General features: G+C 36.2%; 24 protein-coding genes. 6 read left to right on the top strand and 18 right to left on the bottom strand.

All coding sequences use genetic code 11. The features are described from left to right. The first annotated feature begins 359 nt into the window (after positions 1–359). From Q7J67_03555 to Q7J67_03565, 3 genes are read left to right on the top strand one after another with little or no spacing between them, the layout of a single operon-like run. Complete coding sequence (locus Q7J67_03555) at positions 360–908, top strand: DUF4416 family protein (protein ID MDO9464353.1); 549 nt, start codon at positions 360–362, stop codon at positions 906–908. Then, a complete protein-coding gene (locus tag Q7J67_03560; GenBank protein ID MDO9464354.1) occupies positions 895–2,112 on the top strand; it encodes a U32 family peptidase in 1,218 nt (405 codons plus the stop codon). Before Q7J67_03555 ends, Q7J67_03560 begins: the two co-directional genes overlap by 14 nt. Before the next feature lies 1 nt (position 2,113). Then, positions 2,114–2,968: a PHP domain-containing protein gene (locus Q7J67_03565; GenBank protein ID MDO9464355.1), complete on the top strand. Its 855-nt coding sequence runs from the start codon at positions 2,114–2,116 to the stop codon at positions 2,966–2,968. On the opposite strand, the gene Q7J67_03570 is transcribed toward Q7J67_03565, so the two are convergent. The 16 genes from Q7J67_03570 to Q7J67_03645 form a co-directional block, all read right to left on the bottom strand. Continuing rightward, on the bottom strand, positions 2,946–3,584 hold the full coding sequence (locus tag Q7J67_03570; GenBank protein MDO9464356.1) for a hypothetical protein: 639 nt from the start codon (positions 3,582–3,584) through the stop codon (positions 2,946–2,948). The two genes, Q7J67_03565 and Q7J67_03570, sit on opposite strands and share 23 nt — an antisense overlap. Positions 3,585–3,611: 27 nt before the next feature. Further along, on the bottom strand, positions 3,612–5,150 hold the full coding sequence (gene guaA / locus Q7J67_03575) for a glutamine-hydrolyzing GMP synthase (GenBank protein ID MDO9464357.1): 1,539 nt from the start codon (positions 5,148–5,150) through the stop codon (positions 3,612–3,614). Then, positions 5,143–6,084: an ABC transporter ATP-binding protein gene (locus Q7J67_03580; protein MDO9464358.1), complete on the bottom strand. Its 942-nt coding sequence runs from the start codon at positions 6,082–6,084 to the stop codon at positions 5,143–5,145. Before Q7J67_03580 ends, guaA begins: the two co-directional genes overlap by 8 nt. A 12-nt stretch (positions 6,085–6,096) precedes the next feature. Then, positions 6,097–7,635 carry a YifB family Mg chelatase-like AAA ATPase gene (locus tag Q7J67_03585; GenBank protein MDO9464359.1) on the bottom strand — a complete coding sequence of 513 codons (1,539 nt, stop codon included), beginning with the start codon at positions 7,633–7,635 and terminating at the stop codon, positions 6,097–6,099. Positions 7,636–7,691: 56 nt separating this feature from the next. Then, entirely contained in the window at positions 7,692–8,567 is an 876-nt protein-coding gene (locus Q7J67_03590; protein MDO9464360.1) for a helix-hairpin-helix domain-containing protein, read from the bottom strand. Positions 8,568–8,577: 10 nt separating this feature from the next. Then, on the bottom strand, positions 8,578–8,991 hold the full coding sequence (locus Q7J67_03595; protein ID MDO9464361.1) for a hypothetical protein: 414 nt from the start codon (positions 8,989–8,991) through the stop codon (positions 8,578–8,580). Further along, positions 8,978–9,496, bottom strand: a complete 519-nt coding sequence (locus Q7J67_03600) for a hypothetical protein (GenBank protein ID MDO9464362.1) — start codon at positions 9,494–9,496, stop codon at positions 8,978–8,980. Before Q7J67_03600 ends, Q7J67_03595 begins: the two co-directional genes overlap by 14 nt. Positions 9,497–9,863: 367 nt before the next feature. Next, a complete protein-coding gene (locus Q7J67_03605) occupies positions 9,864–10,931 on the bottom strand; it encodes a nitronate monooxygenase (GenBank protein ID MDO9464363.1) in 1,068 nt (355 codons plus the stop codon). Further along, on the bottom strand, positions 10,918–12,174 hold the full coding sequence (gene fabF, locus Q7J67_03610; protein ID MDO9464364.1) for a beta-ketoacyl-ACP synthase II: 1,257 nt from the start codon (positions 12,172–12,174) through the stop codon (positions 10,918–10,920). Before fabF ends, Q7J67_03605 begins: the two co-directional genes overlap by 14 nt. A gap of 194 nt (positions 12,175–12,368) precedes the next feature. After that, positions 12,369–12,863, bottom strand: coding sequence for an NYN domain-containing protein (locus Q7J67_03615; GenBank protein MDO9464365.1), 495 nt, complete (start codon positions 12,861–12,863; stop codon positions 12,369–12,371). A gap of 86 nt (positions 12,864–12,949) precedes the next feature. Then, positions 12,950–13,300: a metallopeptidase family protein gene (locus Q7J67_03620; GenBank protein ID MDO9464366.1), complete on the bottom strand. Its 351-nt coding sequence runs from the start codon at positions 13,298–13,300 to the stop codon at positions 12,950–12,952. Continuing rightward, positions 13,293–14,273, bottom strand: a complete 981-nt coding sequence (locus Q7J67_03625) for a hypothetical protein (protein ID MDO9464367.1) — start codon at positions 14,271–14,273, stop codon at positions 13,293–13,295. Before Q7J67_03625 ends, Q7J67_03620 begins: the two co-directional genes overlap by 8 nt. After that, the gene (locus tag Q7J67_03630; GenBank protein ID MDO9464368.1) at positions 14,270–14,740 is read right to left on the bottom strand and encodes an N-acetyltransferase; all 471 of its coding nucleotides are present in this window, start codon (positions 14,738–14,740) and stop codon (positions 14,270–14,272) included. The genes Q7J67_03625 and Q7J67_03630 overlap by 4 nt, the downstream gene beginning before the upstream one ends. Then, complete coding sequence (locus Q7J67_03635; protein ID MDO9464369.1) at positions 14,715–15,827, bottom strand: MraY family glycosyltransferase; 1,113 nt, start codon at positions 15,825–15,827, stop codon at positions 14,715–14,717. The genes Q7J67_03630 and Q7J67_03635 overlap by 26 nt, the downstream gene beginning before the upstream one ends. A gap of 106 nt (positions 15,828–15,933) precedes the next feature. Next, positions 15,934–17,166, bottom strand: coding sequence for a glycosyltransferase family 4 protein (locus tag Q7J67_03640; GenBank protein MDO9464370.1), 1,233 nt, complete (start codon positions 17,164–17,166; stop codon positions 15,934–15,936). Beyond that, positions 17,154–18,356: a glycosyltransferase family 39 protein gene (locus Q7J67_03645; protein ID MDO9464371.1), complete on the bottom strand. Its 1,203-nt coding sequence runs from the start codon at positions 18,354–18,356 to the stop codon at positions 17,154–17,156. Before Q7J67_03645 ends, Q7J67_03640 begins: the two co-directional genes overlap by 13 nt. Before the next feature lie 100 nt (positions 18,357–18,456). Here Q7J67_03645 and Q7J67_03650 point away from each other — a divergent pair, with 100 nt between their 5' ends. From Q7J67_03650 to Q7J67_03660, 3 genes are read left to right on the top strand one after another with little or no spacing between them, the layout of a single operon-like run. Next, positions 18,457–20,220, top strand: a complete 1,764-nt coding sequence (locus Q7J67_03650; protein MDO9464372.1) for a glycosyltransferase family 39 protein — start codon at positions 18,457–18,459, stop codon at positions 20,218–20,220. Continuing rightward, positions 20,220–21,689, top strand: a complete 1,470-nt coding sequence (locus Q7J67_03655; GenBank protein MDO9464373.1) for a glycosyltransferase family 39 protein — start codon at positions 20,220–20,222, stop codon at positions 21,687–21,689. Before Q7J67_03650 ends, Q7J67_03655 begins: the two co-directional genes overlap by 1 nt. A gap of 26 nt (positions 21,690–21,715) precedes the next feature. Continuing rightward, the gene (locus Q7J67_03660; protein ID MDO9464374.1) at positions 21,716–22,456 is read left to right on the top strand and encodes a glycosyltransferase family 2 protein; all 741 of its coding nucleotides are present in this window, start codon (positions 21,716–21,718) and stop codon (positions 22,454–22,456) included. A 9-nt stretch (positions 22,457–22,465) separates the two neighbouring features. Here the strand turns inward: Q7J67_03660 and Q7J67_03665 are convergent, their stop codons facing one another. Further along, on the bottom strand, positions 22,466–23,944 hold the full coding sequence (locus Q7J67_03665) for a glycosyltransferase family 39 protein (protein ID MDO9464375.1): 1,479 nt from the start codon (positions 23,942–23,944) through the stop codon (positions 22,466–22,468). Positions 23,945–23,955: 11 nt separating this feature from the next. Beyond that, positions 23,956–25,569, bottom strand: coding sequence for a glycosyltransferase family 39 protein (locus Q7J67_03670; protein ID MDO9464376.1), 1,614 nt, complete (start codon positions 25,567–25,569; stop codon positions 23,956–23,958). Positions 25,570–25,904 lie beyond the last annotated feature (335 nt).

The raw sequence follows: 25,904 nt of genomic DNA on the forward strand, positions 1-25,904 counted from the left end.
CACATTATGCACATAATTAACAAAAAGAAAAAGCTTGACCAAAAAGAAAAATTTACTACTACTAATTTAATATATCAAAAAAAACAAAAAGGGACATTTTGATTTTGTTAAAAAGGGGACATTTTTAATTTGTCTTGACAAAAGGGGGACTTTATATTGCCTAATCTTCGGTTTTGAGATATCATAAATAAAAAAAATAAATTCGAAGCATGAAGCACGAAATGCGAAACAATATCAAATAACCAAAATACGAATGCTCAAAACAATGTTTGAAATTTTGAAATTAGGATTTTAGATTTGTTTAGGATTTCGATATTCGGATTTTTAAGTGTAATGTCTAAGAATCGGAAATAAAGGCAATGGGCATAATACAGGAACAAGAGCCGGTAAAATTAGTAACAAGTATTTTTTCTCAGGATAAGAATTTAATAGATTCCGTAACAAGAATGCTTGTGGATAAGTTTGGAAAAACAGATTTTGAAACAGAGTTATTAGAGTTCAATCAGACTAACTATTATGAGACAGAAATGGGTAAAGCTCTGTTGAGAAAATTCGTGAGTTTTGAGGGGCTGATAGAGCCTGATAGTATCAGTGATATAAAAATATATACAAACGAACTTGAAAAAAGCATTTCTCCGTCATGGAAGACTGAGAGAAAAAGAGATGTAAATATTGATCCAGGGTACTTAGACCTTGCAAAACTTGTTCTTGCAAGCACAAAAGATTTTTATCACAGAATATATCTTAGCCATGGCATCTATGCGGAAATAACACTTGTCTTTAAAAAAGAGACGCACTCTAAGGGAGGATTTCAGCCTTTTCAATGGACATATCCCGATTATGCGTCTCAGGAATATCGCAATATATTTAACCAAATAAGAAAAATATATAAAAATGAAAAAACCTGAACTGGTTGCACCTGCAGGAAATCTTGAAAAGCTAAAAGTCGCAATTGATTATGGAGCTGATGCTGTCTATATCGGTGGAAAAAGATGGAGCCTCAGAGCAAGAACTGACAACTTCACACTATCTGAAATTAAAAAAGCAGTTGATTATGCTCATAAACGTAAGAAAAAAGTATATGTTGCGCTTAACATATTTGCGCACAACAAGGACTTTGTAGGATTAGAAAATTATATAAAGAAACTATCCAGTATAGGGATTGATGCATATATCGTTTCTGATCCGGGAATTATCTCTGTTATTCAGGAAGTAAGCCCTGAGGCAAATATTCATCTTTCCACTCAGGTAAGCACTTCAAATCAACTAAGCGCAGAATTCTGGGAAAGGGAGGGCATAAAAAGAATTGTATTATCCAGAGAGCTCTCAAAAACAGAGATAAAAAATATTGCTAAAAAACCAAATTGCGGGATAGAGATCTTTATTCATGGGGCTATGTGTATGGCTCATTCAGGGAGATGTCTGCTTAGCAGCTTCATGACAGGAAGAAGCGCTAACCTCGGAGACTGCGCTCAGCCCTGCAGATGGAAATATTTTCTTAACGAGGAAGTAAGACATGGTGAATACTTTCCTGTTTTTGAAGGAGACAGAGGTACTTTTATATTCAACTCAAAGGACCTCTGCTTGATAGAACATATTCCTGAAATCTTTAAGACAGGTGTAAATGCTGTAAAAATTGAGGGGAGAATGAAAAGCCTCTACTATATAGCATGTGTAACAAGAGTATATCGGCAAGCAATTGATGAATATGCTTCCAATCCGTCAAAATATAGATTCAGAAAAACCTGGCTGGATGAATTAAAAAAAGTCAGCCATCGCGGATACACAACAGGTTTTTTCCTTAATAAACCAAATGATGAAGCCCAGGTATATAAGTCCTCATCATATATAAAAAATTACGAGTTTGTTGGCGTAGTCACTAAAATTATAAAATCAAACATCGCAAGAATTGAAGTTAGAAACAAAATATGTATCGGAGACAAACTTGAAGTAATTGGGCCAAGACTAGAAAATGACTGCAAGGAAGTTATAACAAACATGACGGATAAAAACGGTAATGAGTTTGAAGTCGCTAATCATGGACAGATTGTGTTTATGAAAACAAGAAATAAGCTAGAAAAAGGCAGCCTGTTACGCAGGCAAATTGATTAAAATGTATGTAGATTTACACATTCACTCATGCGCCTCTGACGGAACATTAACTGCAGAGGAAACTATAGCTGCCTGCATGGAGAAAGATATAACTCTATTCTCTGTTACAGACCATAATTCCATTGCAAGCAACACAGAAATACGCCGAATTATAGAATTAAAAGAGATATCATATATTCCAGGAGTTGAGATCACATCAACATTCAGAGGCAGAGAGTTTCATATCACAGTTTATGGGTTTGATGAAACTAACAAAGAATTGAGAGAGCTTTTGAGAAAACATACTCAAGACGTAGAAGAAAACTTTTGCAATAAGTTTATAAAAAGTTTCTCAAGCCAAATCCCACAGCTCAATCTGGAAGAATTTAATGCATATTTATATGATCTCCGAAGAGGAGGGAGTAAATTATTGAATTATTTACTGGACAAAAAAGTGCTCAAAAATCTTGATGAGTATTTTCTTCTTGCAGGGGATTTTATTTCAAGATTCAGGACATTCTCTTTGCCATGTGAAGTAATAGATATTGCAAAAAAAGCTGGAGGGTATCCGTTTTTAGCGCATCCTCCCGCTTACTATAGTTGCCTTGATCATTTCCCTGAGAAAGAACTTGATGAGTGGCGCGGGTGGGGAATTGCAGGGATAGAGTGTTATTCTCCATATTTTGGAGAGAGAGAGAACGAACCTTACATCAGTTTTTGCAAAAAAAAGGGACTGCTTATTTCAGGGGGGTCCGACTATCATGGTACATTTACCGAAAGAAAACTTGGCTCACAGCAGATTACACCTGATATGATTAATCTGGGGGATATACGAATTATTAATGAGCATGCACTTATGTTCCCGGCACAGGATTGAACTTTATATGTAACTTTTGTTTTTCCAGATACACATGCTCAATTCTTCTTTCAATCTTTCTAAATTCAGGATTGTTTTCCAGCCCTTCAACTAAGCCGGAGGCAATTTTGTCTCTTAATTCTTTAGAAGGTGTCTTGAATCCCATTACATTGCATCTGTCTATTTCCAGTTTCAATAAGCGGTCATTCATACGCAATTTTCCTGAAAGATCTCCATTAATGTATCGTTCCATAAATGGTATGGAAAACGTTATATTGATTTTATCTCCCATAAAATCCACATAAGCTCTATTCTTAAACTGGGGATTAGACGCAATAAGCAGATTCAAATCTCTGTCAGTAAGAACAAATTCTCCTCCCTTTTGTGATACGGATATTAATTCTCCAATCTTTTCTTTTATATCCTTTTCTTCCCCGGATAAAAAAGATACTTGCCTAATTTGAACTGGTTTATTTGAACTGTATTTTATGAATTTACTCCGCACAAAGAAGAGCATCGCTCCAACCGATATCGCAACAAACAGTACCAGCCCCCCACAACCTAAGAGACCCCAGAAAAAGCAACCCTTTTTCTTTTTTTTCTCGCTTTCTGCCCGTATATATTGCTCCTGCTCCACAACTGCCTTCCTAATTTTTTCTAATTTTCATTCCCATTCTATTGTGCTTGGCGGCTTTGAGGAAATATCATACACCACGCGATTTATGCCTTTTACTTCGTTTATTATTCTATTGGATATCCGCTCAAGCAGTTCATACGGCAGTCTTGCCCAGTTTGCTGTCATAGCATCTTCACTTGTAACTGCTCTTATTGCAATAACATTCTCGTACGTTCTTTCGTCGCCCATAACACCCACTGTTCTTATTGGTAACAAAACACAGAATGACTGCCACAGGTCATGATACATTCCAGATGCTTTGACTTCATCCATCAGAATCCAATCTGCATCACGCAGAACATCAAGCTTCTTCTTAGTTACATCACCTAAAATCCTCACTGCAAGTCCAGGACCTGGGAAAGGCTGTCTTTTAATTAACTCATCCGGAAGCCCCAATTTTTCTCCGACAAGCCTTACTTCATCCTTGAAAAGCTCTTTTAACGGCTCTATTAGTTTAAACATCAGTTTTTCAGGCAGGCCTCCTACATTATGATGTGTTTTAATAGTTGCAGACGGACCTCCTACCGGAGACCTGCTTTCAATAACATCAGGATATAATGTGCCTTGGGCAAGAAATTTAATTTTACCTAATTTTTTTGCCTCTTTTTCAAAAACACTTATAAAAAGCCCGCCTATTATCTTTCTTTTCTTCTCAGGATCCGTTATACCTTTAAGCGCATTTAAAAACTCAGACTGAGCGCTGATTTTCTTCAAATTGATACCAAACCCTTTAAGTCTGCTTTCTACGAGCTCTGCCTCTTTTTTGCGGAGCAATCCATTATCAACAAAAACAGCTATTAAATTCTTGCCTATGGCTCTATTAAGAAGCACGGCTAGAACAGAAGAATCCACACCGCCGCTTACCGCGCATAAAACTTTCTCTTTGCCTATCTTCTTCCTTAGCTCCCGAACTGCATTATCCACAAATAACTTCATATTCCATTCCGGCTTGCAACCTGTTATTTCAGTAAGAAAATTTTTGATGATTGTCTTGCCTTTAGGTGTATGTACCACTTCAGGATGAAACTGAATTCCATAAAACTTCTTCTGTTCATGTTCCATTGCTGCAATATGTGAATTGTCAGTTGCACCAATTATCCTGAAACCCCGAGGAAGCTGTGTAATCTTATCTCCATGGCTCATCCAAACCGGTTCTTTTAGAGACAAGTTATTAAACAAAGTCTCTCTGAATTTAACATTAAGAACTGCCTTTCCATACTCCCTTGCTTTTGCAGCAAGAACTTTACCGCTCAGCATCTTTGCCATGAGCTGCGCACCATAACATATTCCAAGCACAGGTAATCCAATATTAAAAATATCTTTATCACACACTGGGCCCTCTTTTCCAATGACACTGGCTGGCCCTCCGGATAGTATAATACAAGTCGGCTTATTACTGTATAGTTCACGGGCGTTGGTATCATAGGAGATTATCTTCGAATATACACCGCATTCTCTCACGCGCCGCGCAATAAGATGTGTATATTGAGACCCAAAGTCTAAAATAGCTACCCAGTCTTTATTCATTATTCTCCACTGCTTCAACAAAGATTTCTTCCAAAGACCTCTTTATCGGCATAACAGATAATATCCGGCTATTATTGGATCTTAGAATATCTATAACAGTATTAACAAGATGCTCATTTAGGCTAACTTCAAACATGCCTTTATCAGTTTCGTTTTCTCCTATGGAAATTTCGGGAATTTTGTTTAGCTTATTATGAGTTTCTTTATCAATGTTCATCGCTTTGATTTTAACCGCATGTTTCATAGTTAAAAGATCATCAAGCCTTCCAATTTTATTTAGTCTTCCCTTATGCAAAATACCTATTCTGTCGCAAATTAGTTCTGCCTCAGAAAGCTGGTGGGAACATAGAAAAAGAGTCTTGCCTTGTTCCCTTAATTTCAAAAACACATCTCTCATTTCCCTCTGCCCAATAGGGTCCAAACCTGATGTTGGCTCATCAAGAAGAAGAAGATCCGGATCATTAATCAGGGTTTGTGCAAGCCCAGCACGCTGCAGCATACCTTTGGAATATGAAGAAAGCCTGACATGTGCCTTTTCTGCAAGCCCGACTAAATCCAGTATTTTGGCAATACGTCGCTTTCTTTCTATTGATGCTATTCCAAACAAGCTTCCGCAAAAATCAAGCAATTCCCATGCTGTGAGATAGCTATATAAATACGAAACCTCTGATAAATAACCAATTCTGTTTTTTGTCTCTATATTGCCTAACTGCTTACCCAAAACCCAGCCTTGACCTTCGCTGGGAGATATAAAACCCAGTAATAACTTAAGAGTTGTTGTCTTCCCAGAACCATTTGGCCCAAGCAGTCCAAACGTTTCTCCCTTATTAACCTCTATATCCAGATGGTCTAAAGCCAAAACCCTTGTCTTTCTCTGGATGCCAAGCACATATTCCTTTGTAAGATTTTCTGTTTTCATTACTATATCTGTCATAATGCCTTCCCCCTATTTACCTCCCCAGAAGTTTCTATCCATACTTCTATATTGAATCGCTTCTGAGACATGAACAGCAGTTATATTTTTACCTTGCTCCAAATCTGCAATTGTACGCGCAATCTTTAATATTTTATCATAAGCTCTCGCACTTAACCCTAAACTATTCATAGCGGCTTTTATAAGAGACTGAGTCTGACCGTCAAGCTGGCAATGCTCTTTTATATCCTTTGCATGCATATGAGCATTACAAAAAATCTTCTTCCCTTTAAATCTTTGCTGCTGAATCTTTCGAACATTATTAACTCTCTCTTTTATTACAGCAGAGGTCTCAGACTGTGCCCTGTCAGATATCTCCTGATAATTAAGAGCTGGAACATCCACATGAATATCAATTCTATCAAGTAGAGGCCCGCTTATTCTAGAAATGTAGTTCTGTATTTGATACGGAGTGCATCTGCACTCTTTTACAGGATGTGTAAAATATCCGCATGGACATGGATTCATTGCTGCTACAAGTGTAAATCTGGAAGGATATGTATGAGATGCACTTGCACGGGAAATAGTGACAACTCCATCCTCAAGCGGCTGACGCAGCACCTCAAGAGTATTGCGCTTGAACTCAGGAAGTTCATCTAAAAACAATACTCCATAATGAGAAAGGCTTACTTCTCCCGGCCTTACCAGCTGTGTGCCGCCAATTAGAGCTACATCGGAAATTGTATGGTGTGGAGCTCTGAAAGGACGGGTTGCTATAAGCCCCTTTCCCTGAGGAAGAATACCAGCAATAGAGTGAACCTTTGTTACTTCTAAACTCTCTTCTAAAGTCATATCCGGCATTATAGTTGGTATCCTTCTTGCAAGCATTGTCTTACCGGCTCCAGGAGGTCCAATCATCAGCATATTATGCCCGCCCCCTATTGCAACCTCTATTGCTCTCTTTACATGCTGCTGCCCTTTAACATCTGAAAAATCAACATCATACACAGAGTTCATTCTAAAAATCTCTTCAATATCCACTTTAAAAGGCGGAATATCTTCTACCTGATTTATGAAATCCACTGTTTGCTGAAGGTTCTCTAATGGATATGTATCTATTTGATCTACAACGGCCGCTTCCTGAATATTATCTGACGGAACACAAAGAGAATGCCCGCTATTTTCCTTAATAGTTAACGCCATTGGTAAGACTCCTTTGGCAGGTCTAATATCGCCATCTAGTGAAAGCTCTCCAACAAAACAATGTTTACTTATAGTTTTATCGCTTATATAGCCGGAACATGCAAGTATTCCTAAAGCAATAGGCAAATCAAACGCCGAACCTTCTTTTTTGAGTTCCGCCGGTGCCAGATTAATTGTTATCCTTTTTTGAGGAAAAACAAATCCTGAATTCTTTATCGCAGCTTTAACCCTGTCACGGCTCTCTTTTACTGCATTGTCAGGAAGACCGACAATTGTAAGCGATGGCAAGCCGTTAGCTACATCAGTTTCTATCTCTATTAACTTGCCGCCAATTCCAACAACCGCACAACCATAAACTTTTGCAAACATATTCCCGCCGTATAAATCATCGTTATTCTATTATTATGGGGGTTGACACTCAAGAGCTATTCTGTGCCTATCACAACATAAGGACGAATATTTTTAAGTTTCTTTGGACTAATTCCCTTCACTTTGACTAAGCCATCTACTGTTTTATATGGACGTCTTGCTATAATTCTCTCAGCCAAAACTGAACCGATTCCCTTGATAGACATAAGTTCTTCTTTGCTGGCAGTATTTAGGTTGAGTAAGCCTTGCGTGGATTTGCCTTTTTTTATCTGACTCTGTAATTCCTTTAATTTTTGATCCTCTCTGCGTTGTTTTGCGCGGTCCTCTGCAATCCGGTCCGGATCACTCTCTGACCAAATGCCGACACGTTTTAGCATAGCCGAAGTCTCCAGATCGCGGAGCCTTTCAATCATTTCACTGCGTAGTATGCCATTGGGTGTTTTTCTGCCTATCCCGTAATTACGAGCAAAACCATTTTTAACGAGCAGACTCGCCAGATCATCTCCGTCAGCAGTAGTGATGAACCCGTATACACGGCCTTTGGCTGACCTTCCCAATGCGCTTGCAAAGGCTGTATGAATAGTAAAAGGGTTAGCAAGTATATGTTCAACAAAAGTTTTTGCTTTGTTGCCAAAATGAATGGTGCGTGCAGCCTGCGATAATCCAAAATATCGTGTTTGCTCCCGTAATCTTCGCGCATCACTTGTAGAACTGGCAGAAGTTTCAGGACAGTCAATAAAATAAAGCCTTACATGGAAAGATTTCCCACCGGCTTCCACAAAGAAACTATCTCCATCATTTGCCGAATTACTCACCAATTTTGCATTGGAGAACATCTGCAAATCAGCGGCATATGATTGAAAAATCCCTCCAAATATCAACACTGCTGTCAGCAAAAGAGTTCTGATGAGTGATTTGTTCAATTCATTCATAATATAGAAATCAGCCGTCTGAGCCAACCCCGTTAGACGGCAATGAAAGTCGGCTGGATTGCTTTGTTATAGGTTTTTGATCTATTTTTTTCTCGAAATTAATTATTCTTGATTGAGCTAAGGCGGCAAAAGCAATTACTGCTGTAAGAATTAGAATGCCCCAAAAATAAATTTTTGATGCTCGCAATAATTTATTACTTGAAGCGTTCATTTTTTCTCCGACACTACATAAAGCCTCTTTGAACGTAGCGATTTCCCCAGCAGTAAATTCAATGCTTTTTCCTAATTCATTAATATTCTTATTTGTTTCTGTAAATTTTTTATTTAGGACTACTATGCTCTGAGTGGCTGCTTCTAGATAATCGCCTTTGTTATGATTATCATTAAACCTTCCTGTTGGCGTCTTAATTTTATCTTCTTCCATATTTATTTTCCCTATAAGTATTACAGTTTTTATTCATTAGATGAATATATCCATGTTTTTGTTGGGGATATTCTAATATAAATTTTTGATCTTCTGCTTCCCAAATAATAAAGGACTGTTCTGACGAACTCGGATTCCCAATAAATTCAATAAGTTTTTCTTCAAGTTTTTTTAAGGATATTTCGGCAGCCATTTTATTTTGAATTATTTGAAAGGTAAGCTTTATCAATTTATTTTCTTTGAACCATAAGTAGGCAGAAGTGCCAAACATTATTTCAGTACCAGCCGTACTGTCTAAAATAGGATATATTGTATTTTCGAAGTCGTCATTCAGGTATTTTAGTCCGCAGTTTTTTGACCACCATACAATTTCATCTTTAGCGGGCTTTACGAGTAAACGATCGAAAAATCCAACCTTTTTGAAATCATGTTTTTTAAATTTTTCTTCATTTAGTTCTTGATCCAAAAATATGGGATAATTATTTACTCTTAAATTTAATTTCATAATTATTTTCCCCATAACATTAATCACTGGACGTTTACTGCTATTTTAACGCTACTATACTTAAAATTGCTTAAAACCTCAATAAAAATAGACAAAAGTGGTGAACACCGTGTCATTGCGAACGAAGTGAAGCAATCTCAGAGATTGCCACGTCGCTACGCTCCTCGCAATGACGGCTTTGAGCTTCCTCGTTAACGTTGTTGGCATTTATGTTGTAGGGGTTCAATATCTTGAACCCTTTTTATCTGCAACATCACCATTATTAATGGGCACAAAATATTGTGCCCCTACAAATATTGCCAAATAATTCTTTGCGTTCATGTGTGCAAATTGTCACATAGTAATATCTGGATTCTGCATAATTTTCTTATGCTTCATTGAGTTCGGATAGAAGTTCATGGATAAGTTCTTTAACAGTAACAATCTTATCAACACGATACGCATTCTGCCCGCAGAAAATGAGGCCGTGGTCCACATCACCAAAATAGGAATTCACAAGAGCCTGTGCAATACAATATCGCGCTTTGTCGACTTGACAGACTGTAAGACATCTATAGGGACACTTTATCTTCAGTTTTCCTTTAACTTCAAGGTCCTTTAAAAAACGGTTATTTATCGCCCGTCCAGGCATACCAACAGGACTTTTAATGATAACAATGTCATCTTGCTTGGCATCCAAATAGGCTTGCTTGAATTCGCGGGACACATCACACTCTTCGGTACAGACAAAACGGGTTCCCATCTGAACACCTGAAGCGCCCAGGGAAAGCATTCGCGCAATATCTTTTCCGTTATAAATACCACCTGCGGTGATAATAGGAATTTTCTTTCCGTATTTGTCTTCATAGGGTTTAATAGCTTCTAGGACTTCAGGCAGAAGTTTTTCGAGGGAGTAATCCTCTGGATGTTCCAGCTGTTCAGCTGAAAAACCGAGATGTCCCCCGGCCAGTGGTCCCTCCAGGATAAAGCCATCCGCGGTTCTTTCATACCGTTTGTCCCAGGTCCGCAGGATAAATTCTGCAATTCTGGCAGAACTGATGATGGGCACAAGATTTACACTGGTATCCTGGACTAAAGCCGGAAGTTTAGTTGGCAATCCGGCGCCGAATACAATCATTTTAATTCCTTCTTGTACTGCGGTTTTAATCAGATCGTCTACGTTGCTGAGCGCACCCATGAAGTTTACTGCGAGGTGGCCATCTGTCATATTCCTGGCTTTACGGATCTCTCTTATAAGTGCTTCCCGTGATATTCTTTCATATTCCTGTTTTGAATCCTCCAAATCTCCCAGACCAATACTGGAGATGGTGCCAATGCCACCTTCGTTTGCTACTGCTGAAGCCAGCGAAGCAAGAGAAACTCTGACGCCCATACCTCCTTGAACAATAGGAATATTTGCAGATATATTTCCGATCTGAAGTTTAGGAATTTTCATTTATATCTCCATATTTCTTAATTATGAGGCAAGCATTGCCTCCACCAAAACCAAACGAATTACTCATTGCCGCATTTAAATCAAGCGATTCAGCGCCATTGGTAACATAGTCAAGAGGACAATCAGCATCAGGTTCTTTATAATTAATGGTTGGCGGGATCATACCAGTAAACACACTCATTACAGTCGACACGAAATCCACAGACCCTGCGGCTGCCATAAGATGACCAATCATTGATTTTATTGAGCTGACCTTTAAGTTTTTTGCATGTTCGCCAAATACTTTTTTAATAGCTATACTCTCACATTTGTCATTTAAAACAGTGGATGTGCCATGCGCATTGATATATCCTATTTTTTCAGCATCCATATCAGAGTCCTGCAACGCCGCTTGCATAACTCGGATCATGCCATCGCCCTCGGGTTCTGGAGCCGTAAAGTGATAGGCATCTGCCGTATTGCCGTATCCGGCGATTTCAGCATAAATTCTTGCGCCTCGCTTGAAAGCATGTTTCAGATTTTCCAAAACAACAATCCCGGCTCCTTCCCCCATCACAAAACCATCACGATTTTTATCAAAAGGTCTACTGGCATTTTCAGCGCAATCATTTGGAGTCATGGATCGTGTGGCGCAAAAACATCCATAGGGGAGCGGGGTTATACATGCTTCGGAACTACCTGCGAGCATGATGTCGGCATCCCCTCTCTGAAGAATCCGAAAAGCATCGCCAATGGCGTTTGATCCTGTAGAACAAGCCACAGAGAGAGCAGAAAGGGGACCTTTTAATCCATATTTAATGGAAACCATGCTTGCTGCCATATTGATGAGCAGCTTGGACACAAAAAACGGACTTAAACCTTTGGGTCCACTTTCTTGAAGTATGGAATACCCATCTTCGATTGTCTGTGAACCCCCAATGCCGGAACCGATGATGACACCTGCCCTGTTTTTGTCAAATGAGAAAGATTCCAATCCTGCGTCTTCAATTGCCATTGCAGATGCAGCAATTCCAAATTGTGTGAATCGATCCATACGCTTTGCTGATTTTTTGTCAATCCATTCTTCAGCCTGAAAATCTTTTACCTCAGCTGCGAGCTTAGAACGGAAATCTGTCACATCAAAATGAGTAACTTTCGCAATTCCGTTTCGCCCGGCATTTAATCCTTCGCAAAAATCCTTTACACCTATACCAATCGGGGTTACAGCGCCCAAGCCTGTGATAACAACCTGATGTTCGTTCATGATAAGAAATCCCATATAAATTATCGTTATTCTATTATTATGGGGACTGACAATCAAGGACTATTCTTTGCCTATCACAACATAAGGACGAATCTTTTCAAGTTTTATATGGACATCGGAAATCACCGGCGTATTTACGCGTCCTGTGGTACTAGTTCAATCCTCAACGACTTGTTATAAACTTCTTAACTTCTTTACACATTTGTCTTTCTTGGTGCTTTATATACAAACCAATCTTCTTTGATTATTTCATGAAAATAGTCTGCTTCATCAATTAATATTTTGGCAGTTGTTTCCCTTACCGCAGCAATTTCTACCCTTACACCTTCCCCTTTCAGATGCAAAACCAAATCCACAAAATCCGAATCCCCTGACATAATGATAATGGTGTCAACCTTTGAAGCGAGTTGCGTTGCTTTGATAGAAAGTGGAATATCGGCAGATTTATGACACGGAATAACAGAGCCATAATAGTTTTCATGTAATCTATCAGCGAATTTCGAAGATATGGACTTGCCTTCCCTAAAATAAATTAGCCTGTTTAATCCTCTATTATTTAGCAATTTCGGGATTAACTTATCAAAATTAATCATTGCGTTTTTTGTTTTAGAGAGTTCATGGATACTCCGTTCAATATTGTTCCCATCGCATAGTATAGCTACCGATTGATTAATTAAAATATTTTCCATAATTGTTCCTAACATTAATCATTGAACGTTTACTGGTACTTTAATACTACTATACTTGAAATTGCATTGCCATACAATTTCTATTATTAGCGAGCTATCTCTTCCTCAGTCATTCCAAAATGATGCCCAAGCTCATGCATAACCACTTCTTTAACTCTTTTTTTTATTTTATCTTCATTGCTGCATAACATTTCAATAGGCTCTTTGTAAATAGTTATCATATCCGGAAGTACGTTTGAATAATACACCCCCCTCTTCTTTAGTGGAATACCTTGATATAATCCGAGAAGAGTCATGGGACTCTTTATTCCCTGTTTTCTGAGTATCTCCTTAGAGGGTCTGTCTTCTACTGATATACTCACATTATCCATTCTCCGCTGGAATTTCTCTGGTAGTCCGTCAACAGCTTCTGCTACGAGTTTTTCAAACTTATTCATACATTACTTTTACTTGCTTGAAGTAGAGAGGAGATTTGTCAGAAGAGAGAACCCTTTTAAATACAAGCTTATTTTCTTTCTTTACTAAGTCAGATATATCAAAAACAAATGAAGAATAGTCCCTTGATTTAGGCGCTTTCCAGAGCCCATAACTTGTAACATTTGATTCGCCAGTTGTGCGTTTATTTATCAACCTTTTTATGTCTTTTATTTGAGTGCCGTTAATCTTAATTATCAAAGCACTTACATAACCTGCTGGTTTCCTTGACTTGGTCCTTACCAAAAAAGAAAGGTACGCTTCTTTGACTTCCGGCAGAGCAAAGGAAAAACTAACTGGTTCCAGAGCAGTCGCTTTGACTTCCCTTTCCTTGCGAGTTAAGTTAACTTCATTCTTAGGATGCTCGGTTTTAGCCCTCGTAGCAGAGCTGATCTCTTCTTTTCGAGGTTTAACCTTTTCTTCTGCTTTCTCCGGGCTTGGTTCCTTGTCTCCTGATTCATAGATTATCTTTGCTTCCTTAAGAAAAAATGGAGCTTCAGACGAGGAATGAGGAACTCTGAGAAATATGATCCTGTTCTTATTTTTAATTAAATCAGTAATATCAAAGACAAATAAGGAATAGTCTCCGGAAACAGGAACTGTCCAGATGCCATGAGCATTACACCAATCATTTGTTTCTTCCTCTACCTTGTATTTGAATGGTTTATTTATCAATCTTTCTAACGTCTTTATTCTAGTCCCATTAATGTGTATTACTAAGCCCTTTGTATATCCTTTGGCTTTTTCAGGTTCTGATCTTATAAGAAACGATAGATATGTTTTGCATGCATCTTGTTTGACGAATGAAAAAACAGCTGGTTTATCGACTGCCAGTCTTAATTCCTCAACTTCTGGACTAAGAACAAGTTCCCCTGCCATTGAAGAATTTCCTATCAGAACAAAACTTAAAACAAGCAATGAAATTCTTAGTATCATGCTACTTCCATGTTTGTCTTTACCTTATACATAACTGGAACCTCTCCGCAATTAGGAAACTTTGGACACTTAATACAATCAGCCCAGATTTTGTGAGGAAGTTCTGCTCTGTCAATTCTAAAAAACTTCTTTTTCTCGAAAAACTCAGGTCTATATGTAAGCGCAAACACCTTGCTTAGACCCATCTGGCTCATTTCTCCAATACATGTTTCTACTAGTTTAGACCCTATTCCCTTACCTTGTTCTTCAGTTTTCACGGCAAGAGACCGTATCTCACCAAGATCTTCCCACATAACATGAAGAGCGCAACATCCGAAAATCTTTCCTGCTTTCTCAAATACAAAGAAATCCCTTAAGTTATCATATAATTCACTCAAGGAACGCGGAAGCATTTCCTCCTTGAGAGCAAATTCCATAATCAAGTCATAAATCTGTTTTATGTCAGCTACTTTCGCTTTTCTTATCATTATTTCTCTTTGCTATTCTTTCTAAAATTACAATAATTATGAATATACACACAGTTTGAACCAATAGTACACCTGCTCCCCATATATTAGCAAAACAAAGCAGTAAAGCATTAATCCCTACACAGAAGGTAACCAGATAAATAAACCATACTGCCTGTTTCTGTGTCATTCCTAGATTAACAAGCCTATGTGAAAAATGATTTTTATCGCCCTCTGAAACAGGTTTTCCATTTTTAATCCTTACAGCTAACACAAAGATCGTATCAAAAATTGGCACTCCAAGTATTAAAACAGGCATAATTACAGGGAACAATGTAGGGCTGCTCTTTGTATAATAGGAGCTTACAACTGCTAATACAGCCAGTATATAACCTATAAACATACTACCTGCATCGCCCATAAATATCCTGGCAGGATGCATATTATAACGCAAAAAGCCCAATATGCTTCCAGCAAAAGCTGAAAGTATTGTTGCAGTAAAAACCTGACCTTGTAATGCTGTTATTGCGAAAAATATTATAGATGCAATAAATGCCACACCTGCTGAGAGTCCATCCATATTATCCAGCAAGTTAAATGCATTTGTAATCCCAACTATCCATATAAGTGTGATAATACTGCTAATAAAATTGTTCTCTATAAAAAGTGTTATTCTTATACCAAAACTAATAAGCAGTAATGCAACCATTATCTGTGCCATTAGTTTTGTCTTTGCGGATAATTTGTAAATATCGTCAACCAGCCCCAACCCCAATATAAGTATTCCACTAAACAAAATAACAACTAGTTTGGGTAACACAGCCTTTATTGAAACGATTTCACTGAGTAAAAAATCAGGCATTAAGTGTGTTAGAGAAAAAATCTCAGAACAAAAGAAGAGTATCAACAAATTTATAAGCACTGTTCCTATAAATGCTATACATATTGCTACTCCTCCAAGTAATGGTTTAGGTTTTAGATGTATCTTCCTGTCGTCCGGTTGATCAAGTATGCTATGACTTATTGCAAATTTCCGAGCAACAGGAACCAGGATAAGACTTAAAAGGAAGGGCACTATAAAACAGCAAAAATAAACTACATACCACATATACTAATCCCCAAATTATGTAAATTCTATGGATAAAACTCGAAATCCGAATATCAAAATCCTAAACAAATCCAAAATCTTAATTTTCAAAATTCCAAACATTGTTTCAGTCATTTGTGCTTTGGTCATTTGATATTGTTTCGTATTTCGTGCTTCGTGCTTCGAATTTAATTTTTTTTGTAATTAGATTATCATATATTCCTTTTATTTTATCAATCATTGTTTCTATGCGAAATGCCGGATCCACAAGTTTTTTACCATTTATGCCCATTTTCTCTGCCTTTTCTGCATTATTTAGCAAATCTATTACTCTATCTGATAGTCCTTTAGTATCTTTAGGCCTAACAAGATAACCTGTGTAGCCCTTATGCACTAATTCCCTGGCACCATCAATATCAAAGCTCACTACAGGCTTGGACATTGCCATTGCCTGAGGTATAACTCTTGCCAACCCTTCTCTTAATGAAGTATGCACAACTACATCCATTGCAGCGATAAATCTTGGCACATCATCATGCGGGACAAGTCCAGCAAAAATAAATCTATCTTTTAATCCCATTTGCCTAACCATCTCTTCTAATTGTCCCCTTAAAATTCCATCTCCTACAATTAAAAAATATACATTCTGCACGCACTCCGAAATATATTTCGATGCGCTGATAAAATATTCATAGCCCTTTAAAGGGAAAAGCCTTGCTACTTTACCTACAACCTTAGCGTCAACAGGCAGCCCGATATTTCTTTTTGCTTGACGGGAACTTGTTTTCTCATCTATAAACTTACCTAAATCCATACCGCTATAAACCGTTACGTATCCATAAACAGGTTTTACGTCTGCAGCCTGCGCTTTTTGAGCCATATTTTCGCAGACAGTAATTATCTTATCTGTGTATTTCCCGGCCAATCTCTCCAAGCGGATATAAAGAAAGTTTAGAAACCTGCTCTGATACGGATGAAACGGCAAACCATGTATTGTATGTATGATTACACTGCGTCCTGCCAGTTTTGCTGCAAGTCTTCCAATGATACCTGCTTTTGAGGAATGCGTATGTACTATATCAAAATCATTCATCCTTATCAGTTTATATAAAGATAAAAAAGCGCTTATGTCTCTAAAGGGATTTATATTCCTTGTCAGTCCGTTAATGGTTACTAAATTTACTCCGGATTCTTTTGCCTTGCTCACGAGACTTCCTTCAGGACCTGTGGTAGGCCCTGAAGCTAATGTAACATCATAGGCAGGATCCTTCATCAATCCTTCCACTGTGTACAATGTGTTTTCCTGCGCTCCACCCAAAATCAGGCGAGTAATTATGTGAAGAACCTTTACTTTTTCCATAACAATCTATCTATTCCTATTGATGCCAGCACAATAACAGCAGGCATTAGGGGAAGTCTGAATCTCATAGTGCCGTAGAATACCATGCAAAAAATGCTGGTATACACTATAAGACAGTACAAAGGTAAAACAAGTTTCCAGTTTCGTATACTCAAAAATATTCCAATAAGAAAAAACGGAAGGATCAATCCATAAGAAAATATGCTTATTAATTTGTATTTTATGTTGGTGAAGCCGGATGTCCAATAAGGAAAAACCCTCCACAATCTCCCAACTTTTTTTACACTCATTTTAAGAAAAGTTACAGGATTGTGTCTTATAAATTCCAATCCTTTCTTAAACATATATTTAGATGCTTCAAATTCTTTCATGCTTCCTGTCTCTTCCGGCTCTATAAAATCAACGTGTCTAATGCACCCGCCAGTTTTATTCATCGGGTTATTCCCGCTGTAAAAAACTCGCCCTGCTTCAGTAGTAATAGGAATAAATTTCTCAAAAACAATATAGTTTCTTATAGTCCAGGGCAATATTACTAAAAACATAGTTACTAAAATTATAGCACTGCCTTTAAGTCTGCGTTTAGGCACCCAAAAATAGCACATTACAAAAAACAGTCCAAATCCCATTGCAATAGGTCTTGTAAGCACTGAAAGTCCCAAAAATATACCCGCTAACAATGAGTCTTGATAGGAACCTCTTTTTACAAATCTGATTAAATATAATAAGGATAAACAGGAGAGAAAAACAAACAAAGTCTCTGTAAGAACGTACGCGCTATAGAAAACATAAAAAGGATAAAACATAGAAATACATGCAGAAATCATCGCAGCTCTTTTAGAAGCAATCTCTTTGCCAATTAAATAGGTAATAATAGGAACTAGAGAACTTATACAAACTTGAAAAATTCTTGCCGGCCAGTAACCTTGTCCAAAAAACTTAAAAATTCCGGCAAGAATAAATGGAAAAAGAGGAGCTCTGTTTGCTAAAAGGTTTGAATCAGGCAACATGTTGAACCCATTACCTGAGGCAATGTTTTTTGCAATCAGAATGTACTGAGCCGCATCGCCAAAAAGAGAACGCTCAATGTGTATTATGTGCTGAGAAAAGAAATAGAGATATATAAATCTGACAACAAAGGAAAATAAGAAAATATAAAGTGCAAAAAGATGTCTATGTTTTTTATCTGGCATTATTTATTTTAATATTATTGAATATTTAGTATACTCAAACCATTGTTTAGCTGCAAATCTTATTATGCTATCCTGAAAATTTTTGAGACAAAGAAAAACCATGGAATGCAAAATGGTGACATCCAAAAAAGCAGAAACAAGTAAGATTTCCGTCATGATATTGTCTCTTCTAATGCTTATTTCCGCATATGTATATACAAGTGGAATAAGATTTGGACTTCCATCTCAAGCCTTAAACAACCTATATTTTACAAACAAAGACAGCATTCAAGCTACAATGGCAAAGATTAAGAGCTACTCCCCAGAAGAAATATGGAAAGGCATGAGAGTGCATTTAGTCTATCATCCCGAAGAAGTAGAAAAAAAAGCGCCAAGAAATCTGTACAATTCTATAAGAAGTTACCATCCAGACGAGTATTATCTGATAAAAAGCTTATCTACTATGAATCCAAAAGAATTGGATTTTAATCCTAATCAGTTCGTAGTTGGTGGAGCGTATCTATACTCGATAGGGTTTTTACTTTTTTTACTTTCTAAGTTTAATTTAATTGCTATTACTTCTGATCTGGCTTTCTATTTTCTTCACCCTGAAGAGATTGCTAAGTTTTATATAGTTGGAAGATTTGTAACAGCGTTATATGGGATCAGTATTATTGTTTTAAGCTACTTCATATTTAAAAAGGTGTTTAAAAATAATATTGGTTCATTCATAAGCAGTCTCTTAATTTTAGTCACGCCTCTAATGTTATTAAATGCCCATTATATGTATGTTGATGTTCCTGGTTTATTCTGGATAATGGCGTGTTTGTTTGTTACAACCAAATTTATTGAAAGATTTTCCTTCAAAAAAGTTTTCTTAGCAGGTCTATTTTCTGGTCTTGCCTGTGGAACAAAGGTAACCTTTGGCGCAACTCTGATAATACCTGTAATCGGAATTCTTCTTAGTTATAAGGATTTAAAACAGTTATTTAAAGGACTTGCCTTAACCGTTGCAGTGTTCTTGCTCTTCTTTTTTGTAACAAACCCTTACTTCTTTATAACTTTTCCCAAACCTTTGATTGCCTTGAGTGAGCATACAGGTTTATCTTTTAGCTGGAGGTTCTATATTTCCAGCTTAAAATATGGCCTAGGCATTCCTCTTCTTGTTTTTATTTTAATTGGTATTCTAATTAAATTATGGCTCTTCAGAGAGAATAAACTTTTTGAAAAAAAAGCAGTGTTACTCTTCTTATTCTGGGTGCTTTTTTTCTTTGTTTTTATTTCTTTCTTTTCAAAAACATTTTCCAGGTATATTCTTCCCATTGTTCCTTCACTCATTATTCTTGGATGCAGTGGATGGTTTGAACTATTAAGCAAGCTGAAATCCATAAAAAAGCATATCGGTTATTCTATAATCATCTTTGTTCTGTTATTTACATTCTGTTATGGAATGAGTTATGAAAAACTTTTGGCAAAAAAAAATGTGCGGACTGAGGCAGGAGAATGGATTGCAAAAAATATAAAGCAATCCTCAACTGTTGGAATGACAGAGATTCCATGGCAGCTTCAAATGCCTCCTATAGATGAAACCAAATATAAGCTTATGATAGTGGGACATGACTATTCTGAATTGCCGAAGAAAAAGCCCGAGTATTTTATAACATCCAATATGCAGTATGGATTTAATTACACTGTTCCGGAGATTAAAAAAGGTTCTCTCTCTACAGGATTTTTTCATAACTTGTTTACGTCTCGCGAGTATGAGATATGCAAGGTATTCCATAAGCCGCTCTCATTTTTGGGAATTAGATTCAAGCAGTTTGGCGCTTCACAGGATCTCTGGTATGTAAATCCAATCATAGTAGTGCTAAAATCTAGAGAATAGTGGAAAAAAAAATTATATCTTTAATCCTCGCTGCTTCATTTGCTGTATATGCTTACAGTTTACATAACTGGTTCTGCCTTGAAGATTTTCGACATATTGCGAATGCTTTTTTAATAAAAAGAAATTTTATTTATTTATTGAGGCCTGTAGGGTCCGACAGAATAACCATACAACCTTTCGTTTATTTCATGTATTATTTTAATTATGTGATTTTCGGAATAAAATCATGGGGATATCATCTTACAAGTATCCTGAATCATTTAATAAATATCTTGCTTCTATTTTTTCTTGTCAAAAAGATAACAAAGGATAAACTATCCGCCTATTTTGCCTGCCTTCTTTTTGCTCTATCCTTTGCTTTTTCATCTGCAATTTTTCATAACGCTCAAAAAGACGAACTTGCAAGCATTTCTTTTTGTCTTCTCTGTTTATTAACGTTTGGGAAATGGCTAAGAGTTAAAATTAAAAGATACTATATCTATTCGTTTATCTTTTTTATATTTGGGTTAATGACTCATGCAAGCATTATTTTGTTTCCTGTTATCCTTTTTTTGTATTGTTTCTATATTGAGCAAAAAAAAATCGAACTCAGGATTTTTATTCCTTTTTTAGTGACTTCTCTTGGTTTTTTTCTTCTGGCAAGATACTCCTCTCCCTTAGCTGCATCAGTTTTCAGTCCCGTTGAAGGAGGAAGTGGATATAGCTTAATTGGAATTCATCCATGGAGAAACTTGGCAAATTATCTGGTAGCGCTCTATTTCCCAAATGTCACTCAAAGTATTTCTGTTAATCTTGATAAGCTGCCTTTTTCCTCTCTTCTGATTTTTACAGTAAGATTGCTTTTGGTTATTACTCCATGTATATTTATTATGCTTTTCAAATTCGGGAATAGGATTGTCCGCTTTTCAATTGCATGGATTGTGATTATGCTCTTTATGTGCCTTCTTTTTACATCTCCAATTTCAACATATTATCTCTACTTTGCCTTTCCATGTTTTGCGCTTATGGTGGGAAATGGACTTTCTGTTCTCAAAACAAAGATAAAAAGGAAATTTCTATGGAAAATAGTTATGTGTGCTTTTACATGTTATCTTCTAGTCTCAATCTTTATAATTCAAGTAATTGAAAAAAAGTATGAAACAAAAGGCAAAAAGAGTTACAATGTTCTTCAAAAAATAAATCAAAAGATACCCTTTTCTCAGGAGTTGAAACATTTCTATTTTATAAATGCTGATGATTTCAATGTAAACTTTCTTTCTGAAAATATTCAACTTTTTCGTCAGGATAGGATTATAGTCCATATTTCGCTTTTTGATACAAACGGCTCTATAAATTATGACTTACATAAAGAATACCGCAAAAAAGATCCTGAGTTTAAAAACGTAGTTACAAATGGCGTAGCTGCATATCATAACAGCTATCTTATCAGGTTTAAAGGTGATCAGATATTGAGAATAAGAAAATTATGAATAATATAGGTATATAAACCCAATCAATGTTTTTTTCTATTGTCATACCAGCTCGAAATGAAGATGAGTCTATTAAAAAAACCGTATTAAATCTTTTACAATCATTACATGAGAACTCAATATACTCAGAAATAATTATTGTTGACGATGGCAGCACTGATAAAACAGAGGAAGTAGTGAAGCATATTATAACAACAAACAGTTCAGTCCGTTATATAAAGAATATGCCCCTTCATGGATTTGGTTTGGCAGTTAGGAAGGGATTGGAAGTATATAGAGGAGACGCAGTTGCAATACTTATGGCAGATGGCTCGGACAGCGCAGAAGATGTTGTAAGATGTTATAAAAAGCTGAAAGAAGGCTATGATTGTGTGTTTGGATCCAGATTTATTAAGGGAAGCAAGGTTAAGAACTACCCTGTTATAAAACTAATATTGAATAGGATTGCTAATTATTCCATAAAAATATTATTTGCATTGAAAACAAATGATGTAACAAATGGTTTCAAGTGTTACCGCAGAAAAGTAATAGAAGGAATAAAACCAATATTATCCGTTCATTTTAATTTAACAGTAGAACTCCCGCTTAAAGCCATTGTTAGAAAGTATTCTTATGCTGTTATTCCAATAAGCTGGCATGGCAGAGAAAAAGGAATGGCAAAATTCAGAATCAAGGAGATGGGCAGTAGATACGTGTTTATAATTTTATATGCATTACTTGAAAAATGGCTTTCTAAAGGCGATTATATCCAGCGAGAAAATAATTAAAGTTAATCTTCATTTCAATTTAAACAAGTATAATTTATATTTATATTCGTGATACTTGTGAATATTCTTAAAACTTTCTCTTAATCCCTTAAGTGTGTTTTCTTCATAAAGATACTTCTTAATCAATATAATTTCTCCGTTCTCTCTCATCCATTCCTCAAAGTTTTCTCTGGGTCTTTCAGAGTGAAGAAGCATCCACAATCGTTTATGCTTTCCTCCATATTGTTTGATTTGCTCTGGCTTGTCAAATGGATTTATTCTACAAATCGGAAGAATGCCTTTGTAATAATGAGGAAATCCCTCCATTAATCTTCCTAAAAGAACTACATCGTCTTTTTGTTCATTAACAGTAATCTCATCTGTGATTGCCCGCCATGGAGTTATCATATCAACATCAAAATACTGCCTGTTTGTAAAGTAGTTATAGTTTGAATATGCACAAGCAAGTATAATTACTGTACCGACAATCCACTTGAGCCATGAATATCTCATTCTTACAATACCTGTTGCCAGTATCAGACAAAAAGCAGGCAGGCTTACTAACAATTGTCTTGGTGCATATAACGGTAGAAATATGCCTATAATGAATGGGATAAATAACCAGAATAAAATTATTTTCTTATATTGATTATGTTCTCTAAGTAAATAAATCACTCCATAAATAAATACAATAAAAAATGTCGTAAGTAAAGGAACTGCCATGTATAGATTAAAAGGATACACAGTCTGTCCGAGAGTAAAACTATAAAAAAAGTATGCTGCCTTAATAAAATAACCGAAAGTTGACGAGGTATAAATTGTTAAGACACTGCCCCATTCTCCATTTAACCTGGCCAGGATATTTAGTCCTATCCATGGAAGAAAAAGGCAAAGTATAATCGTATTTGTTCCAATCCAATGCCTTAGTTTTTTTCTTTTGTAAATTAATAAAAATATTCCCTGAGCAATTATAATAAACCAGCAGTAGTAGTGAGTATATACTAATAAAATGGAAACTATTCCATATATTAACCACTTATAAAATCTGTTTGATTTAGTTGATATTACAAGCCAGAAACTAAACATTGAACAAACTGATAATAAACAGACTAAAGAATATTCCCGAGTCATTCTTGAGAACATTATGTGAAACGGTGACACAGCCAGAAAAAACACAGATAATAATGCAACCTTTCTATCAAATAGTTTCTTGAAAAAGTAATATGAGATTATAATTGTCATTACGCCAAAGATGGATGAAAGTGTTCTTACAAAAGCATCTGATATCCCGAGATTCAGCCAGAAGTGGAGCAAAAGATAATATAATGGGATATGCGGAGTGTTACGAATAAGATTTGCCAGCATAGAGGATGCCGGTTGCAGGGCTCTATTATAGGATTCCAGCTCATCACACCAGAAACATCTGCCTTCAAGGTTAATGAAGCGCAGGATAGATCCTAAAATTAGAATTAGAATAAAGATCCATTTGCTATGTATTTTTTTTAACATAAATGTCATTTTTATATATCTGAAGATGTTTTGTAAATAGTTATCTTATCTCTCCACTGGACTGAAGAGTAAGTATCGTCTATCGCTTTTATTTTTATATATTTATTGCTTTTGGCAATGTAATTTCCTATATCTGTTGCGGCGCCATTCTGTATCCCTTCATATGTTATAGCACAGACTAAGTAATTAATATTAAGTTCTTTAATAAATTTGCCTAATTCAGCCGGCTCGTAAGGTAAACACATAACTCTTTTATCTGTAAGATAGGCTATTTCAGGTGGATACCCGAACTCTGCCATAATACCATCCCCTTTTAAGCCTGATAAAAAATCACTGGTTTTTTGACATTGGACTTCCTTTTTTAGATTAAAAATGATATGCGGATTTTGTGATATCCATAGAGGAATAAAAATTACCAATTCAAGAATAATAAGGATCAAAATTGTTGAATTACGAATCGTTAATTTTGTTTTTGATATCATATAGCCAAAGCCTTTTATTATAAAGTAATATACTGGAACAATTGCAATAATCGCATATCTGGCAGCCCCCATTTTATTAGTGAGAGGAAGAAGGGATATAAATAATAAGATAAGCATAAACAGGTCAGTATTGTTCGCGATACATCTCCTTTTCATTGCTCTTATAAAAGAAAGGATTATTCCGCTAATCAGTGCTGTAAATAATGGAACATAAACAAAACAAAGGAATAGTATCTTATGTGTTTTGTGTAATGATTGACTCATATGTGCTGGCCATATAATGTTTATTAGCACTCCTATCTCACTTATATAATGTTTGATGCTTGTTGAAAACCCTCCAAAGCTGAGAATTTTTTGTGTATTTGGTAAGAACCATGGAAAAATTATCTGCTTTATTTTTACAGCATTAAGGTTTTCAATAATTCCGTCCACCCCTGCAGGATAATAGTTATTTGAGGCAAAGACTTTGTATTTGATAAGAATCCATGCTATGGATGACAGAACACATATCAATATTGGCAGGATCGGTTTTATATCTTTCAAACCTTTTTTTGCATATACAATGTAACCCGCCAATAAAATTAATGGCAACAGCAGAGCTTGATCCGCTGTAAACGCTGAAGCAGAAGCGAACACTGCAGAGGCTATCAACCGACCAGAGGAGTTGCTGGAAACTCCTCTGATAAAAAAGTAGATTGCTCCTGTAATTAAAAATAAATAGAAGACTTCTTTATAAATCATGTGTGAATAGTAATATGTTATCCAATTAAATGTTACGAGAAAGATACTGAAAAACAGTTCTTTTTTGTGAAGTTTCATAAAGTCCATCAGCTTGTAAAAAAGGATTATAAAACCACATATTGAAAGAAACGATAATATAATACCAGCCAGATAGTCAGTAAAGAATAAGGAGAAGAATCGAATAAAATAAGGGTATAATGGCGGATGAACTAAATACAGTGAATGATTATACAGTCTATGGAAAGGGAAATTACGTGCAAGTGTCAAATACTTCCCCTCATCCCATTGAATAAAGAAGGTATCAAAATCAACAAAGATTCTAATAGTTACAAATATTCCTATTTGCAATAGTATCAAACTGTTTAAATTAAGGATGCTACGATTTGATTTTTCAATTGTCATATCACTAACTTTCCGTAGGTGAAAATTTAAATAGTCTAAAATGGGCTATCCCCGTCTTTTGTAAAATATATTTTAACGTGACCCAAATTGTTTGGATTCCATACTTCAGGCTTCTTCTAAAATTAATTGATGATGATGATGGGAAATAGCGTGTGGGAATTGGAATATCACCTACACGAAATCTAGAAAAAATAGCTGTAACACCAAAATGATAATGTCCTATTTGGCCAAAATAGAAATGTCCGCTTTTAAGGAAGCTATAATACCCGATTTAAGAGGAGGGTATTATGGCAGAAAGGGACATAATCATGGCGAGTCAAAGGGAATTAAAGCGG

The sequence above is a fragment of the bacterium genome (assembly GCA_030652805.1).
GTDB lineage: Bacteria > JAHJDO01 > JAHJDO01 > JAHJDO01 > JAHJDO01 > JAHJDO01.

Bases quoted from the DNA above. Each gene is read 5' to 3' on its own strand.
- Q7J67_03555 (MDO9464353.1), top strand. From the start codon at position 360: ATGGGCATAATACAGGAACAAGAGCCGGTAAAATTAGTAACAAGTATT.
- Q7J67_03560 (MDO9464354.1), top strand. From the start codon at position 895: ATGAAAAAACCTGAACTGGTTGCACCTGCAGGAAATCTTGAAAAGCTA.
- Q7J67_03565 (MDO9464355.1), top strand. From the start codon at position 2,114: ATGTATGTAGATTTACACATTCACTCATGCGCCTCTGACGGAACATTA.
- guaA (MDO9464357.1), bottom strand. From the start codon at position 5,150: ATGAATAAAGACTGGGTAGCTATTTTAGACTTTGGGTCTCAATATACA.
- Q7J67_03580 (MDO9464358.1), bottom strand. From the start codon at position 6,084: ATGACAGATATAGTAATGAAAACAGAAAATCTTACAAAGGAATATGTG.
- Q7J67_03585 (MDO9464359.1), bottom strand. From the start codon at position 7,635: ATGTTTGCAAAAGTTTATGGTTGTGCGGTTGTTGGAATTGGCGGCAAG.
- Q7J67_03590 (MDO9464360.1), bottom strand. From the start codon at position 8,567: ATGAATGAATTGAACAAATCACTCATCAGAACTCTTTTGCTGACAGCA.
- Q7J67_03595 (MDO9464361.1), bottom strand. From the start codon at position 8,991: ATGGAAGAAGATAAAATTAAGACGCCAACAGGAAGGTTTAATGATAAT.
- Q7J67_03600 (MDO9464362.1), bottom strand. From the start codon at position 9,496: ATGAAATTAAATTTAAGAGTAAATAATTATCCCATATTTTTGGATCAA.
- Q7J67_03605 (MDO9464363.1), bottom strand. From the start codon at position 10,931: ATGAAAATTCCTAAACTTCAGATCGGAAATATATCTGCAAATATTCCT.
- fabF (MDO9464364.1), bottom strand. From the start codon at position 12,174: ATGAACGAACATCAGGTTGTTATCACAGGCTTGGGCGCTGTAACCCCG.
- Q7J67_03615 (MDO9464365.1), bottom strand. From the start codon at position 12,863: ATGGAAAATATTTTAATTAATCAATCGGTAGCTATACTATGCGATGGG.
- Q7J67_03620 (MDO9464366.1), bottom strand. From the start codon at position 13,300: ATGAATAAGTTTGAAAAACTCGTAGCAGAAGCTGTTGACGGACTACCA.
- Q7J67_03625 (MDO9464367.1), bottom strand. From the start codon at position 14,273: ATGATACTAAGAATTTCATTGCTTGTTTTAAGTTTTGTTCTGATAGGA.
- Q7J67_03630 (MDO9464368.1), bottom strand. From the start codon at position 14,740: ATGATAAGAAAAGCGAAAGTAGCTGACATAAAACAGATTTATGACTTG.
- Q7J67_03635 (MDO9464369.1), bottom strand. From the start codon at position 15,827: ATGTGGTATGTAGTTTATTTTTGCTGTTTTATAGTGCCCTTCCTTTTA.
- Q7J67_03640 (MDO9464370.1), bottom strand. From the start codon at position 17,166: ATGGAAAAAGTAAAGGTTCTTCACATAATTACTCGCCTGATTTTGGGT.
- Q7J67_03645 (MDO9464371.1), bottom strand. From the start codon at position 18,356: ATGCCAGATAAAAAACATAGACATCTTTTTGCACTTTATATTTTCTTA.
- Q7J67_03650 (MDO9464372.1), top strand. From the start codon at position 18,457: ATGGAATGCAAAATGGTGACATCCAAAAAAGCAGAAACAAGTAAGATT.
- Q7J67_03660 (MDO9464374.1), top strand. From the start codon at position 21,716: ATGTTTTTTTCTATTGTCATACCAGCTCGAAATGAAGATGAGTCTATT.
- Q7J67_03665 (MDO9464375.1), bottom strand. From the start codon at position 23,944: ATGTTAAAAAAAATACATAGCAAATGGATCTTTATTCTAATTCTAATT.
- Q7J67_03670 (MDO9464376.1), bottom strand. From the start codon at position 25,569: ATGACAATTGAAAAATCAAATCGTAGCATCCTTAATTTAAACAGTTTG.